We start from the raw sequence: 21097 nt of genomic DNA, 5'->3' as shown, positions 1-21097 counted from the left end.
CACCCCTCATGCGCAGGCAAATGCGTTGACCGCGTCGGCGGGCAGCGGGGCATCGGGACGGGTTTCCAGCCAGAAGCGGCGCAGCAGGTTCTGGGCGGATTTCATGCGGTAGTTGCTGGAGGCACGCATGTCGGTGAGCGGCGTGTAGTCTTCCGCCAGCGCGTGGATCGCATCGTTCAGTGCGGCTTCATTCCATTCGCGGCCGTTGAGCGCGGCTTCCGCCTTCGGTGCGCGGCGCGAGGTCGCCGCCATGCCGCCGAAGGCGATACGTGCATCGCGCACGGTCTTGCCGTCGAGCGTGATCGCAAAGGCGGCGCAGACGGCGGAGATGTCCTGGTCGAAACGCTTCGACAGCTTGTAGGTGCGGAAGCGCAGGCCGGGTTGCGGCAGCGGCACGCGAACCGCTTCGACGAATTCGTCCGGGCGCAGGTCCTTCTTCTGGTAGTCGAGGTAGAACGCTTCCAGCGGCATCACACGCTGCCCGTCCTTGCCGCGCAGGACGATCTCGCTGCCAAGGGCGATCAGCCAGGGCGCGGAGTCACCGATGGGCGAGCCGTTGGCCACATTGCCGCCGAGCGTGCCGGCGTTGCGTACCGGCAGGGACGCGAAACGCTGCCACAGTTCGGACAGTTCCTGCGGGTAGTGCTTGCAGGCTGCCGCGTAGGCATCGTTGAGCGTGACGGCGGCGCCGATCTCCAGCTTGCCGTCCGCTTCCGTGACGCGCTGCAGTTCGGCCACTTCGTTGATGTAGATGATGTCGCCCAGGTTGCGCATCTGCTTGGTGACCCACAGGCCGACGTCGGTCGAACCGGAGAGGATGGTCGCGGCAGGCTTCTCGGCGCGGATCTGCACCAGCTGGTCGAGCGTGCGCGGGATATGGAAGGACTGGCCTTCGAAGTGGTAGGTCAGCATGTCCTGGCGCTGGATGGCCTGCAGCGCACCCTTCAAGGTGTCGCGGTCGAATTTCACCTTGGGCAGGTCGAGCATGCGGTGCGCGGCATCGATGATCGGGCGGTAGCCGGTGCAGCGGCACAGGTTGCCGGAGAGAGTGTCGTCGATTTCCTTGCGCTCGGGATGGCAGGGCTTGCCTTCCTGCTTCAGGTACAGGCCCCACAGGGACATCACGAAACCCGGCGTGCAGAAGCCGCACTGCGAGCCATGGCACTCGACCATCGCCTGCTGCACCGGGTGCAGCGCGCCGTCGGGCTGCTTCAGGTCTTCCACGGTGAAGAGCGCCTTGCCGTCGAGGGTGGGCACGAACTGGATGCAGGAATTGACGGCCTTCAGTTCGACCGTATTGCCTTTCAGTTCGCCGATGACCACGGTGCAGGCGCCGCAATCCCCTTCGGCGCACCCTTCCTTGGTGCCGGTGCAGCGATGTTCCTCGCGCACCTGCTGCAGGATGGTGCGGGTCGGAGACGCATCCGAGACCGTCTGAACTTCACCGCGATAAATGTAACGAATGGCTTGTGTCATGCTCTCTCCACCTTTGTTGTGGCGCTAGATTAGCATCGGTCAATTGTCTGGCTATATCCGGAACATGATGCAGGGTATCCTCGACGTGCAATACGGGAAATATCGGGACGGATGCATGACTGTCAAAGAGTCATCATGCAAGATGCGTGCGAACGCGGAAGTCGATGGATGAAATAGTGGGTATATGTGCCGGGATATATGAGGCGATATCCGCCTGCCGGCATGGGTAATATACGGCGCATGCCATAAACCGCATCTTCCCCCGATATATCATTCCCTCAATCTATTCCACAGGAGAAAGCAATGGGAAAGCTGAGCACGCATGTGCTGGATGTCACGCAGGGCAAGCCGGGCGCCGGGGTGCTGGTCGAACTGTACGCCGTGGAGGCCACGCAAAGGACGCTCTTGTGCAGCACGGTGACCAATGCCGACGGTCGCTGCGATGCGCCGCTGCTGCAGGGCGAGACGATGCGCGCCGGCCAGTATGAGCTGGTGTTCGGCGCAGGCGACTATTTCGCCGCGCAGGGCGTCACGCTCCCCGAGCCGCGCTTCGTCGACCGCGTGATCATCGCCTTCGGCATTGCCGACGCGTCGCAGAACTACCACGTGCCGCTGGTCGTTTCTCCCTGGTCGTATTCGACCTATCGTGGCAGCTGAGCTTTCTGCTGCTCTTCCAGGCGGGCAAGACGGGGCCGGATCGCCGGCCCCATGCTGATCTGCGGATTCGAATAGCCGTCATCCTTGCCCGCTTCCTCTTCCCGCTTCCTGATGACGTCGCGCGCGGCGGCATGCGCCGTTTCAAATGACAGCGTGTCGTTGCGCAACAGCTCATCGAACATCGCCCGTCCGAAGAAGGTCAGTTCCGAGCCCTTCCCGCAGCCGTAGGAAGTATGGTCCGCATCGGCAGCCGTCATCACCAGCGTCGAATCGCCTGCCAGCGCCGGAATCCAGCTTCCCGAATAGCAGGCCGAAATCGAAATGACCCGGTACCGGATTCCAGCCTGGTCCAGCCAGGCTTTCAGGTCGGCGGGACGCACCGGCGTGACCGTCATCGGCCAGAATTCCGCCGCCAGTTGCCCATCCTTTGCACCATGCGAGGTCAGGTGCAGGAAGAGGATGTCCTCGTTGCGGTCCATCACTTCCGCCACGCGCTGGATCGTCCGCTGCAGGTTGCGCGGCGTCGCCCATGGCCATTGCTGGAGGGTCTGCACATGGTTGACCAGTTGCAGGCTCCGCGCACCAAAGCGGCGCGTCATGACGTCCGCTACCATCGCGCTCTCGCGCAGGAACACATCCTCGTCCGAAAACGGGGCGAAGGTGATGGCATACACGTCGATCGAACCAGAGCGCTGCTTCGGGATTTCCCTGAGCCGTTGCGCGAGCAGCTGCGGCTGCGCTTCCATCAATTCCTGCGTCAGGCTCAGCTGCCGCCGCTGCTCCTGCAGGTCGTCATCGCCGGGCGTCCAGAAACCGGACGGTTGTGCCGCGTAATGCATGGCGGACGCGGCGACGAGGCTCACGGCGGCCAGCAGCAGCCGGCCGGAGCGATGGATACCGTCACGGGACAGCAGGGTGACCTGCGCAAGGATGGACCACACCGCCGGTCCGAGCCACAGCGCCCACATTCCCGCCGAGCCCAGTGCGCGTTCGTTGTGCACGTTCGCCCGGATCAGTCCGGCATATGTCGCCCCGACCAGCAGCGAAATGAACACCGATTGCGCCAGCACCATGCTGAACAGGTGCGCGGCGGTGCGGGAGGGGCAGCGCATCAGGTAGCAGGTCCAGACAGCGACCAGCGTTGGCACCCAGCCACTGGCAAGCGCCCGCCATTCGAATACCGCCGGGCCGGGCAGGTACAGGCGTTCGAATGCGAGGTTCAGCAGGATGCTGCAGAGCACCAGCAGCGCGACCAGTGCGGGCGAAGGCGCCAGCCCCTCCCACCTGGCCGGCAGGAAGAGTGCGGTGCGCGCCCCTTCGCCCAGCCATCCTGAAAGCCTCTTGTCCGGCAATGCCTTTGCTTCCTGGTGTTCGATCATCCTTCTGCTTCCTCTGCGGCGTGTCAGCCGATTGACGGTTTTCGTGTCGGACAAGTGTAATGCTGCACCGCAGGATTGCGCCATCTTCGTGCACGAGGGCACTTTCTGGTTCAATATCGGTTCTGTCCTTTTCTGCTGGCTCCAGTAGAATCGCCTGAACAGCAGCAAGTTTGCATCCGCTTACCACGCGGCAAGTGCAAACCGACCGAAACTTACAACGATGGAGGCGCGAGTGCCAGGTTTGTTACCCCACGTCGATCCCGACGGACTTCTTGAATATTCGGTCGTCTACACCGATCGTGCAATCAATCACATGTCCCAGCAGTTCCAGGGCGTCATGCGCGATGTATCCGCCACGCTCAAGAAAGTGTATGGCGCAAAGACCGCCATCGTCGTTCCCGGCAGCGGCACCTTCGGCATGGAAGCCGTCTGCCGCCAGTTTGCGACCGGCAAGAAATGCCTGGTGATCCGCAACGGCTGGTTCAGCTTCCGCTGGTCCCAGATCCTGGAGATGGGCAATATTCCATCCTCCTGCACCGTGCTCAAGGCGCGGCCGGTGGAACAGGGCAACCAGGCGGCCTACGCACCGGCGCCGATCGAGGAAGTCATTGCCACCATCCGCGAAACCAGGCCCGACCTCGTGTTCGCGCCGCACGTCGAAACCGCCTCCGGCATGATCCTTCCCGACGATTACCTGCGCAAGGTCGCCGAGGCCGTGCACGCGGTCGGCGGCATGTTCGTGCTGGATTGCATCGCTTCCGGGGCGATCTGGGTTGACATGCAGGCAGTCGGTATCGATGTCCTGGTCAGTGCGCCGCAGAAAGGCTGGAGCGCGTCGCCCTGCTGCGGCCTGGTGATGCTCAGCCAGCTCGCCCGCGAACGCATCGAGGCCACCACCAGCAGCAGTTTCGCCTGCGACCTGAAGAAGTGGATGCAGATCATGGAAGCCTACGAAGGCGGCTCCTTCGCCTACCACGCGACCATGCCGACCGACGGCCTCGCCGTGCTGCGCAAGGTGATGAAGGAAACGGACGAGTACGGCTTCGACAAAGTCAAGGTGGAGCAGCAGGAGCTCGGCAAGCGCGTCCGTGCCCTGCTCGAAAGCAAGGGCATCAAGAGCGTGGCCGCCGAAGGCTTCAAGGCGCCGGGCGTGATCGTCAGCTACACCGGCGATGACGATGTGAAGTCGGGCAAGAAGTTCGCTCAGGCCGGCATCCAGATCGCGGCCGGCGTGCCGCTGCAGTGCGACGAGCCGGCGGATTTCAAGACCTTCCGCGTCGGCCTGTTCGGCCTCGACAAGCTGCACAATATCGAGCGCACCGTGTCGAACTTTGCGAAGGCGCTGGAAACGCTCTGATTTCCAAAATGCACCAATAAAGTCCGGTGCATCCTCGACAGCTCGGTTACCTTGTTGAAAAAGGTCCGGGTTCATCCGCTGAAGTCCCGCTGCAAACGCTTTTGCAGCGGGACACGCTCAATAAAAAATCTCATCCAGGCGACGATGGCTTTCGGCCATTTCCTGTTGTTTGGAAATCCGCTCTTCAGCTGTCATTCAAAACCGGGTTCTTTGCTTGCGCGAGCGCCGTCGCGCCGAATGTCGACCGAGTCGCAACTTTCGCATCAGGTACGCGTGTGACACCGGCAGAGATCGAGAAAATCTTAGCGGCTAGTGAATCTGTGGAACTTCGGGCTGTAATTACTCTAGCTGTCGAAACGTCGATGCGACGAGGTGAGCTGGCCACAAAACCTTGGAGATGCTGAAGCGATACACACACCTTCGCGCAGAATATCTCGTAAAAAAGCTAAAGTAATACTCGTTTAAGCAATCGCTATTCGATCTGCCTGCGTAAAGACATCAATATCAACTGTTACATGATGTACAACCACTTCTGGCACTTTGGCTTTCCCCTGCCCTTCGCGTAGTTTCACGAAGCCACATGCGACAAATTTATTAAGCGTTCTACTTACGTTGGGTTCTGCTCTATGGGCCAAATGAGCAAGAGCTGCAACAGATTCTGGCTTCCGTTCTTTAATTAAAGCCAGTAGCTTTCGATTTTCTGGCGTCAAAAGACGAAGAATCGCATCAGCGGATTCGTAAGAAACCAAGCCAGCATCAGCCGGTGCTTTTTGCTCACCCCGAGCCACCGCCAGCATTTCAGCCTTTAAGCTTTTCATCGATTGGATTTTCGCTTTCATTTTTAATCCTCTTCGTCATTAACAATGTCAAACGGGATTCCAAGCTCCCCAAGCGTCCGCTCAACCTCAGTGAAATAGTCACTTATAAGCTTTTCTACTGACTCAAATGTATACGGACGTCCCTCGTCGTTCGCAGTTCGATGCCAATGATCAGATTCGTCAGGCCGCTTCACAAATTTACTGCCGGTATGTGCGACCGGATGTGCATTATCAAAGCCCAGGATTCTGTCTCCATTCGGCTCATGCAGCGTTAAAGAATATGCAATTCCATGTGGCACCTGTTTTGTTTTCTCTACCCTTCGAACCTCAAATTTCAGGAAATATCCACTTTCGAGAAAATGTTTCCTACCGTCATAGGCAAGAAGTAATTCAAGTGAGTATTCTGGTATATCCATAATTATCTTATCCCGTCAGGATAGTATAGTGAAAAATGTGGCTTAATGCACGTTGGCGTTGCAAAAAGACCCTTGATCACATCAGCCTTTCTCGGCAGAAAAAGAGTGCATGCCCATTTATTCGACGATTTCCCCCTATGCGTCCCCAAGTAAGAAGCCGACGCCGTCAAACTCATGCTAATTTCTTTGCAGCATGCCATGCCTTGGCTGGTACTGCTGTTCGGCATCCTCATCGTGCCACTCGGCGCAGTCAGTATTTTCTTCATCATCATCCAGCCGATCGTCATCGGCACATGGTGCACACTATGCTTGATTGGTGCGCTGGCCATGCTGCTGCAAATTCCTTATTCGTTCGACGAGATTCTGGCGACCCTGCAGTTCCTGAAAAAGCGGCGGCAGCAGGGCCGGTCATTGTGGTACCTGATGCTGCACGGCGACACAATGTCCGGAGGCAGTGCGGATTACTCGGACAATTTCGAGGCTGCACCCGGTGCGGTTTTGCGTGAAATGCTGTTCTGCGGCGTCAGTGTGCCCTGGACACTGGTCGTCAGCAGCTTGATCGGAGTGGCGTTGATGTGCACCAGGCTGCTGTTCGACACGGCCGGGGCAGCGGCGGACAGCGACCATATTGTCGGTTCGCTGGTCATCACGTTTTCCATCATGGCGTTGGGGGAGGTCGCCCGCCCGTTGCGTTTTGCGAATATCGGTTTTGGCGCGTGGCTGATCGCTGCGCCATGGGTGATTGGCGAACACTCGGGTATGGCCGCTGCCGCATCGGTTTTCTTGGGCGTGGCACTGATCTGGCTGGCTATGCCTGTTGGGCGTATCACCTCGCACTTTGGCAAGTGGGACAGGATTGCCCGGGTCACGCCACACCTGATTTTCGGACACCGGCATGCGCATGCTTGATCGTGAAAGCACTCAAGTCTCGGGCCGCGCAACGTAGAAGCTGCGGTGCTTATTGTTGCTGACGCCGAATCTGTACAATTCGTTCCAACGCAGGTGATGTCCTGGTTGCCGCACAACTCACACCATGTTGTTCGCTTTGTGCCCTCAAAACATCCGGTGAAACGCCACATACTTTCGCTGCAACATCAACCGGTGCACGGACCGTCAGCGGAATCTCGCTGGCCTCAACCTTCGCGTTCCTGGCAATTTCCGCTGCAATGGCTTTGATGTCGACAATGACTGGCCCTGACTGCTGTGCGAAAGAGAATGGTGATGCGATCGTAATAGAGATGGCAGTGGAGAAAAATACAGCCGGAAAAGTCGTGACCGGTTTCATAAACAAGTGTCTTTAAGGTATTTACCGGGCCAAAGAAACCTGCTTTGAATTCTTGACTGAAGGCTCGGTAATCCGTAGGCGAGCAACAGCTTGAGGTAACCTTGAACCAGAAATTCTCCCCTATTCACTATGGTTGGCACGCGACGCGCCGGCGAATTTTTTTACGTTGGCTTACATGTTTAGCAAGAGCATTGCTTCTCATGAAACATGCGTAGATCACTGCGGAAAAAACAAAGCCACCATTCGGTGGCTTTGTTTCTTGTCATGTGCGCGAAGCGTCCTATTTCCGCGTCGGCTTTACTCGGCGCCGAGGTAGATGTAGCGGAACACAAAAATTGCCGCGATGACCCAGACGATCCACGGCACGTCCTTCGCCCGACCGGTGAACAGCTTCAGCCCGGCAAACGAGATGAAGCCGAACGCCACGCCGTTGGCGATGGAGAAGGTGAACGGCATCATCAGCGCCGTGATGACGGCCGGCACGCTTTCCGTGGAGTCTTCCCAGTCCACTTCCGCCAAGTCGCGCAGCATCAGGCAGGCGACATAGAACAGCGCGGGCGCTGTCGCATAGGCGGGCACAGCGCCGGCCAGCGGGGAAATGAACAGGCAGGCGAGGAACAGTAACGCGACGGCAACGGCCGTCAGGCCCGTGCGGCCGCCGGCCTGCACACCCGCCGCGCTCTCGATGTAGGCCGTGGTGCTGGAGGTGCCGAGGAAGGCGCCGCCGACGATTGCAGTGCTGTCGGCGATCAGCGCCTTGTTCAGGCGTTCCATCTTGCCGGTCTTCAGCAGTCCGGCGCGGGTGGCGACACCCATCAGCGTGCCGGTGGCGTCGAACAGCTCGACCAGGAAGAACACCAGCACGACATTCAGGATGCCGATGGACAGCGCGGCGGAGAGGTCGAGCTTGAACAGCGTCGGGTCGATGGATGGCGGCGCGGAAACGATGCCGTTGAACTTGTTGCCGCCGAAAATGAAGCTCAGGATCGTGACGGCGACAATGCCGATCAGGATCGCGCCTTTCACGTTCAGCCGGTCCAGCGCGACGATCATGAAGAAGCCGATGATGGCGAGCACCGCCGGCGTCGCATGCAGGTTGCCAAGGGTGATGTAGGTGGCCGGGTTGGCGGCGATGATGCCGGCGTTCTTCAGCGCGATGATGCCGAGGAAGAGGCCGATACCCGCCGTGATGGCGATGCGTATCGAGCGCGGGATGCCGTTGACGATCATCTCCCGGATGCGCAGCACGCTGATGGTCAGGAACAGCATGCCCGAGATGCAGACCGCGCCCAGCGCCGCCTGCCATGTGTATCCCATGCCGATGACCACGGTATAGGCGAAATAGGCGTTCAGGCCCATGCCAGGCGCCAGCGCGATCGGATAGTTTGCATACAGGCCCATGATCAGCGTGCCGATCGCCGCCGCGACGCAGGTGGCGACGAATACGGCATCCTTGGGCATGCCGGCGTCGCCGAGGATGGAGGGGTTCACGAAAATGATGTAGGCCATCGTCAGGAAGGTGGTCACACCGGCCAGCAGCTCTGTCCGCACATCCGTTCCCTGTTGCTTGAGCTTGAAGAACCTCTCCAAGAAACCCATTCTTTCTTCTCCTTTTATTACTGTTTCGGCTTGTCTCTGCCTGTTCTCCAAGGTGCTCAACGTGTCTCTCCTCAACGTGTTGTTTGGGAACGGCGACGGCTATTAGAACGCATTTTCATGGCTTGCGCTGCCGCCACCGTACTTGCGGGGTCTTCGTGGGCTGTACTGTCCTATAGAAAAATGTGCTGTGGATACGTGGTGTTGAATAGGCGGCATATGGCGGGGAGAATATGGGGGGCATGAACCGCGCGCTGACTGCGTATCCGATGGCGACAGTTTCCTTTCAAAAACGTCACTACAGACGCTCGCTGACAACCCTATATCCTGGCATCTATATTGCTCATACAGACAAAGGTATAGTGGTGTGGATTATTTCCTGTAATTTTCGACAAGAACCAGAATAAATCCACAACAGAGCCACTACCATTACGCCTTCGACGTTTTTGCAGTAGCAGCTCCCTGAAGAGTGAGACATGGACACCCGCCTAACCCTGAGCCGGATCACGAAGAAGTACCCGTCCGTGGTCGCCAATGACGGCATCGACCTGAACGTTCTACCGGGGGAGATCCATTCGATCCTCGGCGAGAACGGCGCCGGCAAGTCGACCCTGATGAAAATCATCTACGGCGCGGTCAAGCCGGATGCCGGCCAGGTATTCTGGAACGGCCGCGAAGTCAACATCGCCAATCCCGCCGAGGCGCGCAAGCTCGGCATCGCGATGGTATTCCAGCACTTCTCGCTGTTCGACACACTGACCGTGACCGAAAACATCGCGCTCGGCCTGCCCAAGGACACCGACCTGCATGCGCTGAGCATGCGCATCCGCGAAATTTCGCACCAGTACGGCCTGCCGCTGGAACCCGAGCGCCATGTCCACACGCTGTCGGTCGGCGAATGCCAGCGCGTCGAGATCGTGCGCGCGCTGCTGGCCAAGCCGCAATTGCTGATCCTCGACGAGCCGACGTCGGTGCTGACGCCGCAGGCGGTGGAAAAGCTCTTCGATACGCTGCGCCTGCTGGCGAAAGAGGGATGCAGCATCCTTTACATCAGCCACAAGCTCGACGAGATCCGTGCGCTGTGCCATAAGTGCACCGTCATGCGTGCGGGGAAGGTGACCGGCATCTGCGATCCGACGCAGGAAACCGCGGCCAGCCTGTCGCGCATGATGATCGGCGCCGAGCCCCCGGCCATCAAGGCGGTCGACCGCCTGCCGGGAGAAAAGCTGCTCTCGCTGCGCGACCTGTCGCTGCCCAAAAACCATCCCTTCGGCACCGAGCTGGCGGACATCAACCTCGATTTGCACGCCGGTGAAATCGTCGGCGTCGCCGGCGTCTCCGGCAACGGCCAGCAGGAACTGCTCGCCGCGCTCTCCGGCGAAGATCCGCGCGCAAGGCCGGATGCCATCCTGCTCAACGGCGAACCGGTCGGCCGCATGAATGCCGCGCGCCGCCGCAAGCGCGGCCTCGGCTTCGTGCCGGAAGAGCGGCTCGGCCGCGGCGCCGTGCCCGACCTCTCGCTGGCGCACAACATCCTGCTCTCGCACCAGAATACGTCAACGGTCCGTTCCGGCCTGATCCGGTTTGGTGCGATCCATGATCTCGCTGCCGCCATCATCAACCGTTTCAAGGTGAAGGCGCCGGGGCCGCACGCGACCGCCGGCAGCCTCTCCGGCGGCAATCTCCAGAAATACATCGTCGGCCGCGAAGTCATGCGCGATCCCAAGGTGCTCATCGTCGCCCAGCCGACCTGGGGCGTGGACGTGGGCGCCGCCGCGCAGATCCGCGCCGAACTGGTCGCCCTGCGCGATGCCGGCTGCGCGCTGCTGGTCGTGTCGGAAGAGCTCGATGAACTGTTCGAAATTTCGGACCGCCTCGTGGTGATCGCCAAGGGAAAACTGTCTCCCTCGATCAAGCGTTCGCAGGCGACGGTCGACATGATCGGCCAGTGGATGAGCGGCTTGTGGGACGAGAATCAACCGGCGCGCCAGGAGGTGGCCAATGCTTAAGATGGAAAAGCGGCCCAGCCCGTCCGTATTGATGTCGTGGCTGTCGCCGGTGTTCGCCGTGCTGTTGACGGTAGCCTGCGGCGCGATGCTGTTCCTTGCGCTGGGCAAGAATCCGCTGACCGGCCTTTCGGTATTCTTCATCGAACCGGTCAAGGATCTGCAAGGCTGGGCAGAGGTCGGCGTGAAGGTCGCGCCGCTGCTGCTGATCGCGGTCGGCCTGGCGATCTGCTTCCGCGCCAACGTGTTCAACATCGGTGCCGAAGGCCAGCTGGTCATCGGCGCGATGACGGGCGGGGCGGTGGGCCTGTACTTTGACCAGGGCGAGGGCGGCGGGGCGATGATGATCGCGCTCGTGCTGCTGGCGGGCATGGCGGGCGGCATGGCGTGGGCGGCGATCACGGCCTTCCTGCGCGACCGGTTCAATGCCAATGAAATCCTGGTATCGCTGATGCTGGTTTATGTTGCGCAGCTGTTGCTCAATCTCGTGGTGCACGGCCCGTTGCGCGATCCGGAAGGATTCAATTTCCCGCAGTCGCGCATGCTGTCCGATGGCTACCTGCTGCCCAACATCATCGAAGGCACGCGCCTGCATTTCGGCTTCGCAATGGCCGTGCTGGCTTCCGCGCTCGGCTGGCTGTTCCTGTCGCGCAGCTTCGCCGGCTATCGGCTTCAGGTCGGCGGCATGGCGCCGGCGGCGGCGCGCTATGCGGGATTCTCCTCGCGCAAGGCATTGTGGACCTCGATGCTGCTGTGCGGCGCGCTCGCCGGCATCGCCGGCACCGCCGAAGTGCTCGGGCCGATCGGCCAGCTCACGCCGTCGGTTTCGCCGGGATACGGCTTCGCGGCCATCATCGTGGCCTACGTGGGACGCCTGCATCCGGTGGGTGTGGTGTTCTCGAGCTTCATCATGGCGCTGTTCTACATCGGCGGCGAGCTCTCGCAGTCGCGGCTCGGCATGCCTAACGCCATCACCGGCGTGTTCCAGGGCATCCTGCTGTTCTCGCTGCTGGCTTGCGATGTGCTTATCCACTACAAATTGAGCTGGAGAAAAAAATAATGGAATCGTTTGCGCCACTGGTCGCCGCATCGATCAATGCCGGCACGCCGCTGATGCTGGCCGCGCTCGGCCTGCTCATCAATGAAAAGTCCGGCGTCGTCAATCTCGGCGCCGAAGGCATGATGCTGGTCGCCGCCATCGTCGGCTTCGCCACCGCCGTCAATACGGATAGCGTGACCCTCGGCTTCATCGCCGCCGCCTGCGCGGGCATGCTGCTGGCCGGCTTCTTCGCGCTGATGACCGTCTGGCTCGGCACCAACCAGTATGCGACCGGCCTGGCGCTGTCGCTGTTCGGCGGTGGGGCATCGGCCTACATCGGCATCAGCTACGTGGGCCACAGCCTGGAAAATCCGAAGTTCGCGATTCCCCTCCTCGGCGACATTCCCGTCCTCGGCATCGCGCTGTTCCGCCAGCATCCGATGGTCTACCTGTCGCTGCTGCTGTGCGGCGGCATCATCTGGTTCCTTTATCGCAGCCGCGCCGGCCTCGTGCTGCGCGCGGTGGGCGAATCGCCTTCCTCCGCCCATGCGCTCGGCTACGATGTGCGCAGGATCCGCCTGGCCGCCTTGTTGTTCGGCGGCGCCTGCTGCGGCCTGGCGGGCGCCTTCATGTCGCTGGTGTACACGCCCCTTTGGGTGGAGGGCATGGTGGCCGGACGCGGGTGGATCGCGCTGGCGCTGACCACCTTCGCTACCTGGCGCCCGGCGCGCGTGCTGGTCGGCGCCTACCTGTTCGGCGGCGTGACCATCATGACCTTCCATGCGCAGGGATTGGGCGTGTCGATTGCATCGCAGTGGCTGTCGATGCTGCCTTACCTTGCCACCATCATGGTGCTGGTGCTGATTTCCACCAACGCAAACTGGATCAAGCTGAACATGCCGGCTTCGCTCGGTAAAAATTTCCATCCGCATTGATTCCGGGAAAGGCGCGTTCGTGCGAATTTGGAGATAATCTCCGGTTTGTTTGCTGTCAAACGATGTGGACTTCGACGACCGGTGGCCCGTCGTCCGGACTATCCCGCTGTGGTTCCCACTCGGCGAGATGCGGCGTCCATTGAACAACCAGTGGGAAATACCTGTAGAGGAAAACCATGTCGAAAAGCTTCATGCGCGCCGCCCTGGCCGCGATCGCCGTACTGCCAGCAATGGCCTTTGCCGCGGACCCGGCACCGCTCAACGTTGGTTTCGTCTATGTCAGCCCGATCGGTGAAGCCGGCTGGACCTACCAGCACGACCTGGGCCGCAAGCAGATGGAGCAGTCGCTCGGCAACAAGGTCAAGACCCGCTTCGTCGAAAGCGTGCCGGAAGGCGCCGACGCCGAGCGCGTGATCCGCGACCTGGCGCAGCAGGGCAACAAGCTGATCTTCACGACCTCGTTCGGTTACATGAACCCGACGCTCAAGGTCGCCAAGCAATTCCCGGACGTCAAGTTCGTCCACCTGACCGGCTACAAGACCGCGCCGAACGTCGCCACCGCCAACGCGCGCTTCTATGAAGGCCGGTATCTCGCCGGCGTCCTCGCGGGCAAGATGACCAAGTCCAACGTCGCCGGTTACGTCGGCGCCTTCCCGATTCCCGAAGTCCTGCAAGGCATCAACGCCTTCACCCGCGGCATGCGCAGCGTGAACCCGAAGGCCGAAGTGCGCGTCATCTGGGTCAACAGCTGGTTCGATCCGGGCAAGGAACGCGACGCCGCGATCACGCTGATCGGCCAGGGCGCGGACGTGGTCACGCACCACACCGACTCGCACGCCGCCGTGCAGGCAGCGGAAGAGAAGGGCAAGTACGCGGTCGGCTACCACTCCGACATGAAGAAGTTCGGTCCGAAGGCGCAGCTCGCTGCCGTCACGCACCACTGGGGCGACTACTACACCAAGGCCGCGCAGGATGTGGCGGGCGGCAAGTGGAAGACCAGCGGCACCTGGGGCGGCATCAAGGACGGTTTCGTGAAGCTGGAAGCGATCAACGCCAGCGTTCCCGAGGACGTGAAGAAACTGGTTGCAGCCGCCGAGAAGGATATCGTCGCCGGCAAGCTGACCCCGTTCGATGGCCCGGTCAAGGACAACGAAGGCAAGGTCCGCCTCGAGAAGGGCGCCATGACCGACGACGCGCTGAACAAGATGGATTTCTACGTCGAAGGCGTGCAGGGCAAGCTGCCGGGCAAGTGATCGGCGCGGAGCATCAAACAGAAAAGCCACCGAAAAATTCCGGTGGCTTTTTTTATGTTCACCTGCCCTCTTGCCTGCAGCCCGGCATCTTCAGCGAGGGATGACCTTCCCTCTAATCGTCGCCAATTGCCTGGCGTTTTCCCTGCAAATCGCGCGGAATGCCCCGCTGATCCGCTCATCGCTACCCGCATCCTCCCAGAACGCAAGCGCGCATTCGTACGCATCCATCCAGGCGCTTCTTTCCGCCGGTAGCGGCATGGAAAATTGCGGTGCGACCGCAGGCACTTCGCCTCCCGGCAGGGGGGCGTACGCCATCGGCAGCATGTCATAGGCGGGCGCGATCCGGAATGTGCCGGCTTCGGGAATGAAGCTCAGATTCCCCATATGCATATCGCTGTTGGCGATCAGCTTTCCAAACCACCACATGCGCAGCACCGAATCCGCCCCGGCAGGGGCAATCAACTTCAGCTGCGCCATTCGCCGCACGGGAACGCGCCAGTCTTCTCCGCCGGTTCCCAGCATGTGGTTGTTCAGCGACTCAAGGCTGACAAGCGGCGTACGGCCGAAGCGGCCGACTCGGTCGAAGCGCTCGGATTCGAGGAAGGTCCGGTTCTGTCCGCGCAGGATGCGCGAACGGGCGCCAGCAACGCCAGGCAGTTTTGCGATATGGACGGACGCCAGGTGCTCGCAGACCAGCAGGTCCGACCAGCGTTGCGTCGCGCCCTCCGAGACTTCCCCGGAAAACTTGACGATCACATGTTCGGTGGCCGCACCGGCAAGGCGGCGAATCGCCGGAAATTTCGGAAACTCGCCACCGGCGCTGCCTCCCGCGACACCGAGCGCCGCGACACCTCGGGCGAGGGCAATATAGGCCCCCGGTTGTTGCGCCTCCGTGATGGCGGGTTCCGGGTTCAGCACGCGTTCCTGCCATCGCTGGAGGGCCGGTTCGCCGAGTATCAGGTTGCCGCTGGTATCCCAGCCGGCACGCGTGAGGATATACAGGACATCGTCGTCGCTCCATTGCCGTGGATCGGGAGGGATTTCGAGTGCGGCATGGTATTGACGGGCGAACGTCCGGCCCAGGAAGCCCTGCGGCCGCATGTCGAGCAGCGGATACGGCAGTCCCTCCCACCAGCCGTCAATCGACGTACTGTCGACCGGCCAGGAGAGTGTCTGCAGGTTGCACAGGACGCCGTCCGGGTAAACGGGGGCCAGGCTTGCCACTTCCTCTATGCCCCCGTGTTCGTCGACCCGGTAAAGAGGATATTTTTCGAGTCGGCCGCGCAAGGGCCTCTGCAGCGCGTAGCGCGCACGCGGACCGGCGCCGGCCTGGAGGATATCCTGTCGTTCCCCCAGCCAGCGGAGGATTGTGCGCGGTACGACACCTGCCCGCTGCGACAATGACGACGCGCTGGCGGGTCCTTGCCGGAGGGCTCTAAGGAAAGATTGCTGGGCAATGTCGTTGCGCGGTCTCATGGGGAGAGTTATGTCTTGAATTATGTCTTAATTTTATATTGAAAAATCTTTTAAAAACAACTTGGTATGAATTTTTATTTCAATGTAATGTCGCGAATTTTGTCATTAAATCGATTTTGCGAAGGAAATAATTGTTTCGAATGGGAAAAGCAAGCTGAAATTTCCTGAAACCCGCATGGACAAAGGCCGAAATACGATGTACTGTATGTATGAACAGTATTTGATTCCGGCGTTTTTGGGTGAACTGAATTCGTTCAAATTTGTCAACGCCGGGGTACAAACCGGGAGGCTCGTACAACTCCCACGGCGACAGACCGGACACCGATCCCGTCGCCACTTGAACAAGGAGTCCACTATGTTCAAAGCAGGCACATCGGTAGGGGCGGGCCGCTGGCCCAACCAGAACGCGCACCCTGACCTCTGGCACAAGCCCATCCGCGGACAAGTCCTCGACTTCTGCGACGTGCGCGCATGGGCCAATTCCATCCACTTCCCGGAAGACGTGCCGCATGCGGGCGACGTGATGGGTGTGGCGCTCAGGCTGCAGGCCGAAGGCAAGCTCGAGGGATTGACGCCGGTCCTGTGGGATTTCGTCACGCATCGTCGCGTCACATGGGAAAAGACGGCCTCGTTGCGACCCTATGAAGATGACATGATGCTGTGGCGTGCAGCACGCGCGCTGCGCCGCGACGAGATCGAGCATCCCCGCCGCCGCAAGCCGCGCGACATCCGTGAATTCCTGCCCGAACAGCAGCAGCACCTCGCGCTGGCGTAGCAGGCAAGCATGCCCGGCTGGTCTCCACGATTCCGTTCCTGAAATCCTCCTTCGTTCGGCCTGATATAGCCCGCCCGCGATACCTCCTATATGTGCCGCATTGGTTACATGCGGAAACTATTTCATTAGATTGGCTGGAAGTCGCGGCAACAGCGACAGCGAAACCCGCTCGACCAAGAGCGCATCCACGTACCGCCAATCCAGAGGAGACCGTCATGCCGAACATTGCCCGTACCCTGTCCGTATTCCTGACTGCCGCCATTGCCGCCGGCAGCGCGCAAGCCAGGGAAGTCACCATGATTTTCGGGCTCGCCCTGCCGCCTTACGTCATACAGGAGAGCAACAGCGGATTCGAAGTCGACATCATCCGCGCCGCGCTCGCGGTGAAAGGGCACACGCTGAAACCGACCTACGCCTCCTTCCTCGCCGCACCGAAAATGCTGAGGGACAAGCAGGCCGACGCCGCCCAGCGCGGCAGCATGGAGCTCAAGGAAAGCGAAGGTTTCCACTATGCGTCGGAACCGACCGTGCTTTACCAGGACGCCGCCGTCACGCTGAAGAAGAACAACCTGAAGATCGACAGTCTCGCCGACCTGCAGGGCAAATCCATCGTCAGCTTCCAGGGCGCGACGCAATTCCTGGGACAGGACTATGCCGCCGCGGTGAAGGGCAACGCGAATTACCAGGAGAGCAGCAACGAGCGCCGCAAGCTGCAGATGTTTTATGCAAACAGCACGCAGGTCTACGCAGGCGACGTCAACATCTTCAAGTATTACCGCGACGGCGTGAAAGGGGATGTGGATGTCAGGCAGGAGGTGGTGTACCACAAGGTATTTGCGCCGAACGCCGATATGTCGCGCAACGCCGTGTTCCTCGACAAGCAGGTGCGTGATGATTTCAATGCGGGGTTGAAGCAATTGAAGAGCAGTGGACAGTATCAGCAGATCATCAGGAAGTACGTGGCGGATTGATCGCGCAATAACTGGTGGCCGGTGAAGGCGCCGCAGCCATTGCGGCATCAACCGGACAGCGCGGCATCGATCGGGGAGATGACAGCGCGACCGCCCCGGTTCAATACATGGGTGTAAATCCCGGTGGGGGAGACGTCCGAATGGCCGAGCAGTTCCTGAGCTGTCCGGATGTCATAACCTGCTTCCAGCAAGTGTCTCGCAAAGCTATGGCGCAAGGTGTGCGTCGAAGCGGGCTTGGTAAGCCTGGCCGCCGTTACACCGCGCTTGATCGCGCGCTGCACTGTCTGCTCATACATGTGGTGCCGCCGAACAATGCCGCTCCTTGGATCCGTGGATTCATGATCTGACGGAAAGACCCAAAACCTGCCCCAATGCGTGCCAGTGCGGTAGGTTGGGCTGCAAAGCCCAACATGCTTCAGGGTGCTCATAAATTCGTCGGACTGCATGACATGCACGGGAATGTGTGGGAATGGACTGCCGACTGGCATGATGAAAACTATTATGCGCACTCGCCGTTGGACGATCCGAACGGCCCGGCGGAAGGCACGGTCAAGGTGCGCAGAGGCGGTTCATGGCACACATGGCCGCTGTACGCGCGTTGTGCATACCGCAATTGGAATTCACCCGAGACGCGATACACGCTCGTGGGCATTCGCCTCGTCATGGATGCGCCGTGAGGGTACGATCTGTGCCGCCCAAGCTTCGATCCGAATGCCTCGGCTGTCCTTAACTTAAATCAAGTTCCGAAAATTTCCCTTCTTTTCGCAACAAAAGTCCAATTTCCCCTTTGCACAAAGATGCATCCCAAATGTATGATTTGATCCGTCGGCTCAACATGTGACTTTTTTCATCATATGCGACGCGCCGAAACCCTTAACGGTTCAGACATAGGAATCCCCTGACATGAGCGCCTCTTTCACCAAATCCGCAGCCAGGAACATCTTCTATGGCGGCGCGGTGTTTTTCTTCCTGCTATTCCTGGCAATGACCTTCGACACCATGCAGACGCTGCCCAAGCGTGACAACCGCGAGAACCTGACCGAGTCGGTCGTTCGCGGCAAGCATCTCTGGGAGACGCGCAACTGCATCGGTTGCCACACGCTGATGGGCGAGGGCGCTTACTTCGCGCCTGAGCTTGCCAACGTGTACACCCGCCGTGGCGGCGACTTCATCAAGACGTGGATGAAGATCCAGCCGACCGGTACGCCGGGCCGTCGCCAGATGCCCCAGTTCCACCTGAACGACCAGCAACTGGATGACCTCGTGAACTTCCTGAAGTACACCTCCGAGGTCAATACCAACAAGTGGCCGCCGAATATCGAGGGTTAATCCAATTCAAAGCAACAAGCGGAGAAAACAATGCAATTCAAATCACAGGCGGTCGCGAAGCCTTATTTCATCGCGGCGATCGGCCTCTTCTTCGGGCAGATTCTGTTCGGCCTGATCATGGGGCTGCAGTATGTCGTGGGGGACTTCCTGTTCCCGGCGATTCCGTTCAACGTGGCCCGCATGGTCCACACCAACCTGCTGATCGTGTGGCTGCTGTTCGGCTTCATGGGGGCGGCCTACTACCTGATTCCCGAAGAGTCGGAGCGTGAGCTGCACAGCCCGAAACTGGCATTGGCGACCTTCTGGGTCTTCCTGATCGCCGGCGCGGCAACCATCGTCGGCTATCTCGCCGTCCCGTACGCCAAGCTTGCCGAGTACACCGGCAATGACCTGCTGGCGACCATGGGCCGCGAGTTCCTCGAGCAGCCTTTGCCGACCAAGGTCGGTATCGTGATCGTTGCACTGGTCTTCCTGTACAACATCTCGATGACCGTGCTGCGCGGCCGCAAGACCAGCATCAACCTGGTCATGCTGGTCGGTCTGTGGGGCCTGGCGATCTTCTTCCTGTTCTCGTTCTACAACCCGGCCAACCTGGTCAAGGACAAGTACTACTGGTGGTGGGTCGTGCACCTCTGGGTGGAAGGCGTGTGGGAACTGATCATGGGCGCGATGCTGGCCTTCGTGCTGATCAAGGTGACCGGCGTGGACCGTGAAGTGATCGAGAAGTGGCTGTACGTGATCATCGCGATGGCACTGATCACCGGCATCATCGGTACCGGCCACCACTACTACTGGATCGGCGCACCGGAATACTGGCAATGGTGGGGCAGCGTGTTCTCCGCCCTGGAACCGATTCCGTTCTTCATGATGACCGTCTTTGCATTCAACATGGTGAACCGCCGCCGCCGCGAGCATCCGAACAAGGCAGCCGTCCTGTGGGCACTGGGCACCGGCGTGATGGCCTTCCTCGGCGCGGGCGTGTGGGGCTTCCTGCACACCCTGGCACCGGTGAACTACTACACCCACGGCAGCCAGATCACGGCAGCGCACGGCCACATGGCGTTCTATGGCGCGTATGCCATGGTCACGCTGACCATGATCAGCTACACCATGCCCCTGATGCGCGGCCGTCCGGCCAACAGCAACAAGGCGCAGATCGTGGAAATGTGGTCGTTCTGGCTGATGACCATCTCCATGGTGTTCATTACCCTGTTCCTGACCGCCGCAGGCATCCTGCAAGTCTGGCTGCAGCGCGTCTCGGCAACCCCGATGCCGTTCATGGTGGCGCAGGACCAGGTGGCCCTGTTCTACTGGATGCGTGAAGTGGCGGGTGTCGTGTTCCTCGTCGGCATCGTGCTGTACATCGTCAGCTTCTTCGTCAAAGGCAAGGACCAGGCAACCGCCTGACCATGACCAACCGCCCGGCTCCCGCCGGGCGGATACGGAAACCAGCCGTGAACGTAACACTGTCTCCCTTTGTGCCTCATCAAAACAATCGCCAATTGCCCGGCGACCTCGCGATGTGGTGCTTTATCCTCGCCGAACTGCTGGTGTTCGGCGTCTTTTTCGTGGTGTACGCCTTCACCCGCGCCAACCACGTCGAACTCTTCAACGCGTCGCAACTCGAACTGGACCGTACCAGTGGCGCGATCAATACCGTCCTGCTGATTACCAGCAGCTTCTTCGTCGTGCGTGCCGTCGATGCAATCCGGCGCGGCGGCAAATATGGCGGCACGGGATGTGCGCGCTGGCTCATCGCTGCGATGGGCTGCGGCGGCGCTTTCCTCGTGCTGAAACTCGCCGAATTCGGCGTCAAGGTATCCGCCGGCATCTCGATGTCGACCAATACCTTCTACATGTTTTACCTGTTTCTCGGTTTCTTCCACTTCATGCACGTGGTGCTCGGCATGGTGATCCTCGCCGCCGTTGCGCTGAAGGCGCGGCGGGGCGGCTACAGCGCCGACGACCACGCCGGCGTGGAGACCGGTGCGGCCTACTGGCACATGGTCGACCTCGTGTGGATCGTGCTGTTCCCGCTGATTTACATACTGCACTGACATCATGACAAACACCGCATCGATGCGCGCCTGGCTGATCCTGCTGGCACTGACCGGCCTCAGCACCGGGCTCGCCGAAATGCACCTCTCAGGTGCCGCTGTCCTGATCCCGGTGCTGCTGGCAACACTGCTCAAGGGCCGCATCGTGATCGACGCCTTCATGGGACTGCGTCACGCGCCCATCCTGTGGCGCGTGACGGTGCTGGGCTGGCTGCTCGCCGTCGTCGGCCTGATCGCTTTTGCATTCCGCATTTCACAGAATTAGTATGGAG

General features: G+C 60.3%; 21 protein-coding genes and 1 pseudogene. 14 read left to right on the top strand and 8 right to left on the bottom strand.

Translation table 11 applies throughout. The annotated features are described in order from the left end of the window. Positions 1-6: 6 nt before the first annotated feature. Positions 7-1476 carry a xanthine dehydrogenase small subunit gene (gene xdhA, locus AC3WOY_RS08105; protein WP_492422540.1) on the bottom strand — a complete coding sequence of 490 codons (1470 nt, stop codon included), beginning with the start codon at positions 1474-1476 and terminating at the stop codon, positions 7-9. A gap of 303 nt (positions 1477-1779) precedes the next feature. Between xdhA and uraH the strand changes: the two genes are divergently transcribed. After that, positions 1780-2133, top strand: coding sequence for a hydroxyisourate hydrolase (gene uraH, locus AC3WOY_RS08100; RefSeq protein ID WP_492422538.1), 354 nt, complete (start codon positions 1780-1782; stop codon positions 2131-2133). Here uraH and AC3WOY_RS08095 read toward each other — a convergent pair. Further along, entirely contained in the window at positions 2118-3512 is a 1395-nt protein-coding gene (locus AC3WOY_RS08095; protein WP_492422536.1) for a C13 family peptidase, read from the bottom strand. The two genes, uraH and AC3WOY_RS08095, sit on opposite strands and share 16 nt — an antisense overlap. Before the next feature lie 232 nt (positions 3513-3744). Here AC3WOY_RS08095 and AC3WOY_RS08090 point away from each other — a divergent pair, with 232 nt between their 5' ends. Then, positions 3745-4869 carry an aminotransferase class V-fold PLP-dependent enzyme gene (locus AC3WOY_RS08090; RefSeq protein WP_492422534.1) on the top strand — a complete coding sequence of 375 codons (1125 nt, stop codon included), beginning with the start codon at positions 3745-3747 and terminating at the stop codon, positions 4867-4869. A gap of 461 nt (positions 4870-5330) precedes the next feature. On the opposite strand, the gene AC3WOY_RS08085 is transcribed toward AC3WOY_RS08090, so the two are convergent. Beyond that, a complete protein-coding gene (locus tag AC3WOY_RS08085; protein ID WP_492422532.1) occupies positions 5331-5708 on the bottom strand; it encodes an HVO_A0114 family putative DNA-binding protein in 378 nt (125 codons plus the stop codon). 2 nt (positions 5709-5710) lie between these two features. Beyond that, positions 5711-6103 (bottom strand): toxin-antitoxin system TumE family protein, encoded by a 393-nt coding sequence (locus tag AC3WOY_RS08080; RefSeq protein ID WP_492422530.1) that lies wholly within the window; start codon positions 6101-6103, stop codon positions 5711-5713. 198 nt (positions 6104-6301) lie between these two features. Here AC3WOY_RS08080 and AC3WOY_RS08075 point away from each other — a divergent pair, with 198 nt between their 5' ends. Continuing rightward, complete coding sequence (locus AC3WOY_RS08075; protein ID WP_492422528.1) at positions 6302-7012, top strand: SPW repeat domain-containing protein; 711 nt, start codon at positions 6302-6304, stop codon at positions 7010-7012. Between the two features lie 49 nt (positions 7013-7061). On the opposite strand, the gene AC3WOY_RS08070 is transcribed toward AC3WOY_RS08075, so the two are convergent. Next, positions 7062-7388, bottom strand: a complete 327-nt coding sequence (locus AC3WOY_RS08070; protein ID WP_492422526.1) for a hypothetical protein — start codon at positions 7386-7388, stop codon at positions 7062-7064. Positions 7389-7685: 297 nt separating this feature from the next. Then, the gene (locus AC3WOY_RS08065) at positions 7686-8987 is read right to left on the bottom strand and encodes an NCS2 family permease (protein ID WP_492422524.1); all 1302 of its coding nucleotides are present in this window, start codon (positions 8985-8987) and stop codon (positions 7686-7688) included. A 473-nt stretch (positions 8988-9460) separates the two neighbouring features. On the opposite strand from AC3WOY_RS08065, the gene AC3WOY_RS08060 reads away from it, so the two are divergent. From AC3WOY_RS08060 to AC3WOY_RS08045, 4 genes are all read left to right on the top strand, one after another. Then, entirely contained in the window at positions 9461-10993 is a 1533-nt protein-coding gene (locus AC3WOY_RS08060) for an ABC transporter ATP-binding protein (RefSeq protein ID WP_492422522.1), read from the top strand. Continuing rightward, complete coding sequence (locus tag AC3WOY_RS08055) at positions 10986-12050, top strand: ABC transporter permease (protein WP_492422520.1); 1065 nt, start codon at positions 10986-10988, stop codon at positions 12048-12050. Before AC3WOY_RS08060 ends, AC3WOY_RS08055 begins: the two co-directional genes overlap by 8 nt. Continuing rightward, positions 12050-12964, top strand: a complete 915-nt coding sequence (locus tag AC3WOY_RS08050; protein ID WP_492422518.1) for an ABC transporter permease — start codon at positions 12050-12052, stop codon at positions 12962-12964. The genes AC3WOY_RS08055 and AC3WOY_RS08050 overlap by 1 nt, the downstream gene beginning before the upstream one ends. 176 nt (positions 12965-13140) lie before the next feature. Continuing rightward, positions 13141-14217 carry a BMP family ABC transporter substrate-binding protein gene (locus tag AC3WOY_RS08045; RefSeq protein ID WP_492422516.1) on the top strand — a complete coding sequence of 359 codons (1077 nt, stop codon included), beginning with the start codon at positions 13141-13143 and terminating at the stop codon, positions 14215-14217. A gap of 90 nt (positions 14218-14307) precedes the next feature. On the opposite strand, the gene yjjJ is transcribed toward AC3WOY_RS08045, so the two are convergent. Further along, a complete protein-coding gene (gene yjjJ / locus AC3WOY_RS08040) occupies positions 14308-15693 on the bottom strand; it encodes a type II toxin-antitoxin system HipA family toxin YjjJ (protein WP_492422514.1) in 1386 nt (461 codons plus the stop codon). A 355-nt stretch (positions 15694-16048) separates the two neighbouring features. On the opposite strand from yjjJ, the gene AC3WOY_RS08035 reads away from it, so the two are divergent. Together AC3WOY_RS08035 and AC3WOY_RS08030 are read left to right on the top strand one after the other, a co-directional pair. Continuing rightward, positions 16049-16468, top strand: coding sequence for a hypothetical protein (locus AC3WOY_RS08035; protein ID WP_492422512.1), 420 nt, complete (start codon positions 16049-16051; stop codon positions 16466-16468). 215 nt (positions 16469-16683) lie between these two features. Beyond that, entirely contained in the window at positions 16684-17439 is a 756-nt protein-coding gene (locus tag AC3WOY_RS08030) for a substrate-binding periplasmic protein (protein WP_492422510.1), read from the top strand. 47 nt (positions 17440-17486) lie between these two features. Here the strand turns inward: AC3WOY_RS08030 and AC3WOY_RS08025 are convergent, their stop codons facing one another. Next, complete coding sequence (locus tag AC3WOY_RS08025) at positions 17487-17867, bottom strand: tyrosine-type recombinase/integrase (RefSeq protein WP_492422508.1); 381 nt, start codon at positions 17865-17867, stop codon at positions 17487-17489. A 9-nt stretch (positions 17868-17876) separates the two neighbouring features. On the opposite strand from AC3WOY_RS08025, the pseudogene AC3WOY_RS08020 reads away from it, so the two are divergent. The 5 genes and pseudogenes from AC3WOY_RS08020 to AC3WOY_RS08000 all read left to right on the top strand — a co-directional run. Further along, a pseudogene (locus AC3WOY_RS08020) lies at positions 17877-18116 on the top strand (formylglycine-generating enzyme family protein); the annotation flags it as partial. A gap of 226 nt (positions 18117-18342) precedes the next feature. Continuing rightward, complete coding sequence (locus AC3WOY_RS08015) at positions 18343-18768, top strand: c-type cytochrome (RefSeq protein ID WP_492422506.1); 426 nt, start codon at positions 18343-18345, stop codon at positions 18766-18768. Between the two features lie 30 nt (positions 18769-18798). Next, entirely contained in the window at positions 18799-20175 is a 1377-nt protein-coding gene (locus AC3WOY_RS08010; protein ID WP_492422504.1) for a cbb3-type cytochrome c oxidase subunit I, read from the top strand. 47 nt (positions 20176-20222) lie between these two features. Beyond that, positions 20223-20825 carry a cytochrome c oxidase subunit 3 family protein gene (locus AC3WOY_RS08005; RefSeq protein WP_492422502.1) on the top strand — a complete coding sequence of 201 codons (603 nt, stop codon included), beginning with the start codon at positions 20223-20225 and terminating at the stop codon, positions 20823-20825. 4 nt (positions 20826-20829) lie between these two features. Further along, a complete protein-coding gene (locus AC3WOY_RS08000; RefSeq protein ID WP_492422500.1) occupies positions 20830-21090 on the top strand; it encodes a cytochrome C oxidase subunit IV family protein in 261 nt (86 codons plus the stop codon). The last annotated feature ends 7 nt before the right edge of the window (positions 21091-21097 follow it).

This window comes from Noviherbaspirillum sp. FW303-A3, from assembly GCF_058788695.1.
The sequence above is the reverse complement of the archived record's forward strand: the minus strand, read 5'-3'. Positions and strand labels throughout refer to the sequence as shown.

Excerpts from the sequence above, each read along its gene's own strand:
- xdhA (WP_492422540.1), bottom strand. The coding sequence starts at position 1,476 with ATGACACAAGCCATTCGTTACATTTATCGCGGTGAAGTTCAGACGGTC.
- uraH (WP_492422538.1), top strand. The coding sequence starts at position 1,780 with ATGGGAAAGCTGAGCACGCATGTGCTGGATGTCACGCAGGGCAAGCCG.
- AC3WOY_RS08095 (WP_492422536.1), bottom strand. The coding sequence starts at position 3,512 with ATGATCGAACACCAGGAAGCAAAGGCATTGCCGGACAAGAGGCTTTCA.
- AC3WOY_RS08085 (WP_492422532.1), bottom strand. The coding sequence starts at position 5,708 with ATGAAAGCGAAAATCCAATCGATGAAAAGCTTAAAGGCTGAAATGCTG.
- AC3WOY_RS08080 (WP_492422530.1), bottom strand. The coding sequence starts at position 6,103 with ATGGATATACCAGAATACTCACTTGAATTACTTCTTGCCTATGACGGT.
- AC3WOY_RS08075 (WP_492422528.1), top strand. The coding sequence starts at position 6,302 with ATGCCTTGGCTGGTACTGCTGTTCGGCATCCTCATCGTGCCACTCGGC.
- AC3WOY_RS08070 (WP_492422526.1), bottom strand. The coding sequence starts at position 7,388 with ATGAAACCGGTCACGACTTTTCCGGCTGTATTTTTCTCCACTGCCATC.
- AC3WOY_RS08065 (WP_492422524.1), bottom strand. The coding sequence starts at position 8,987 with ATGGGTTTCTTGGAGAGGTTCTTCAAGCTCAAGCAACAGGGAACGGAT.
- AC3WOY_RS08060 (WP_492422522.1), top strand. The coding sequence starts at position 9,461 with ATGGACACCCGCCTAACCCTGAGCCGGATCACGAAGAAGTACCCGTCC.
- AC3WOY_RS08055 (WP_492422520.1), top strand. The coding sequence starts at position 10,986 with ATGCTTAAGATGGAAAAGCGGCCCAGCCCGTCCGTATTGATGTCGTGG.
- AC3WOY_RS08050 (WP_492422518.1), top strand. The coding sequence starts at position 12,050 with ATGGAATCGTTTGCGCCACTGGTCGCCGCATCGATCAATGCCGGCACG.
- AC3WOY_RS08045 (WP_492422516.1), top strand. The coding sequence starts at position 13,141 with ATGTCGAAAAGCTTCATGCGCGCCGCCCTGGCCGCGATCGCCGTACTG.
- yjjJ (WP_492422514.1), bottom strand. The coding sequence starts at position 15,693 with ATGAGACCGCGCAACGACATTGCCCAGCAATCTTTCCTTAGAGCCCTC.
- AC3WOY_RS08035 (WP_492422512.1), top strand. The coding sequence starts at position 16,049 with ATGTTCAAAGCAGGCACATCGGTAGGGGCGGGCCGCTGGCCCAACCAG.
- AC3WOY_RS08030 (WP_492422510.1), top strand. The coding sequence starts at position 16,684 with ATGCCGAACATTGCCCGTACCCTGTCCGTATTCCTGACTGCCGCCATT.
- AC3WOY_RS08025 (WP_492422508.1), bottom strand. The coding sequence starts at position 17,867 with ATGAGCACCCTGAAGCATGTTGGGCTTTGCAGCCCAACCTACCGCACT.
- AC3WOY_RS08015 (WP_492422506.1), top strand. The coding sequence starts at position 18,343 with ATGAGCGCCTCTTTCACCAAATCCGCAGCCAGGAACATCTTCTATGGC.
- AC3WOY_RS08010 (WP_492422504.1), top strand. The coding sequence starts at position 18,799 with ATGCAATTCAAATCACAGGCGGTCGCGAAGCCTTATTTCATCGCGGCG.
- AC3WOY_RS08000 (WP_492422500.1), top strand. The coding sequence starts at position 20,830 with ATGACAAACACCGCATCGATGCGCGCCTGGCTGATCCTGCTGGCACTG.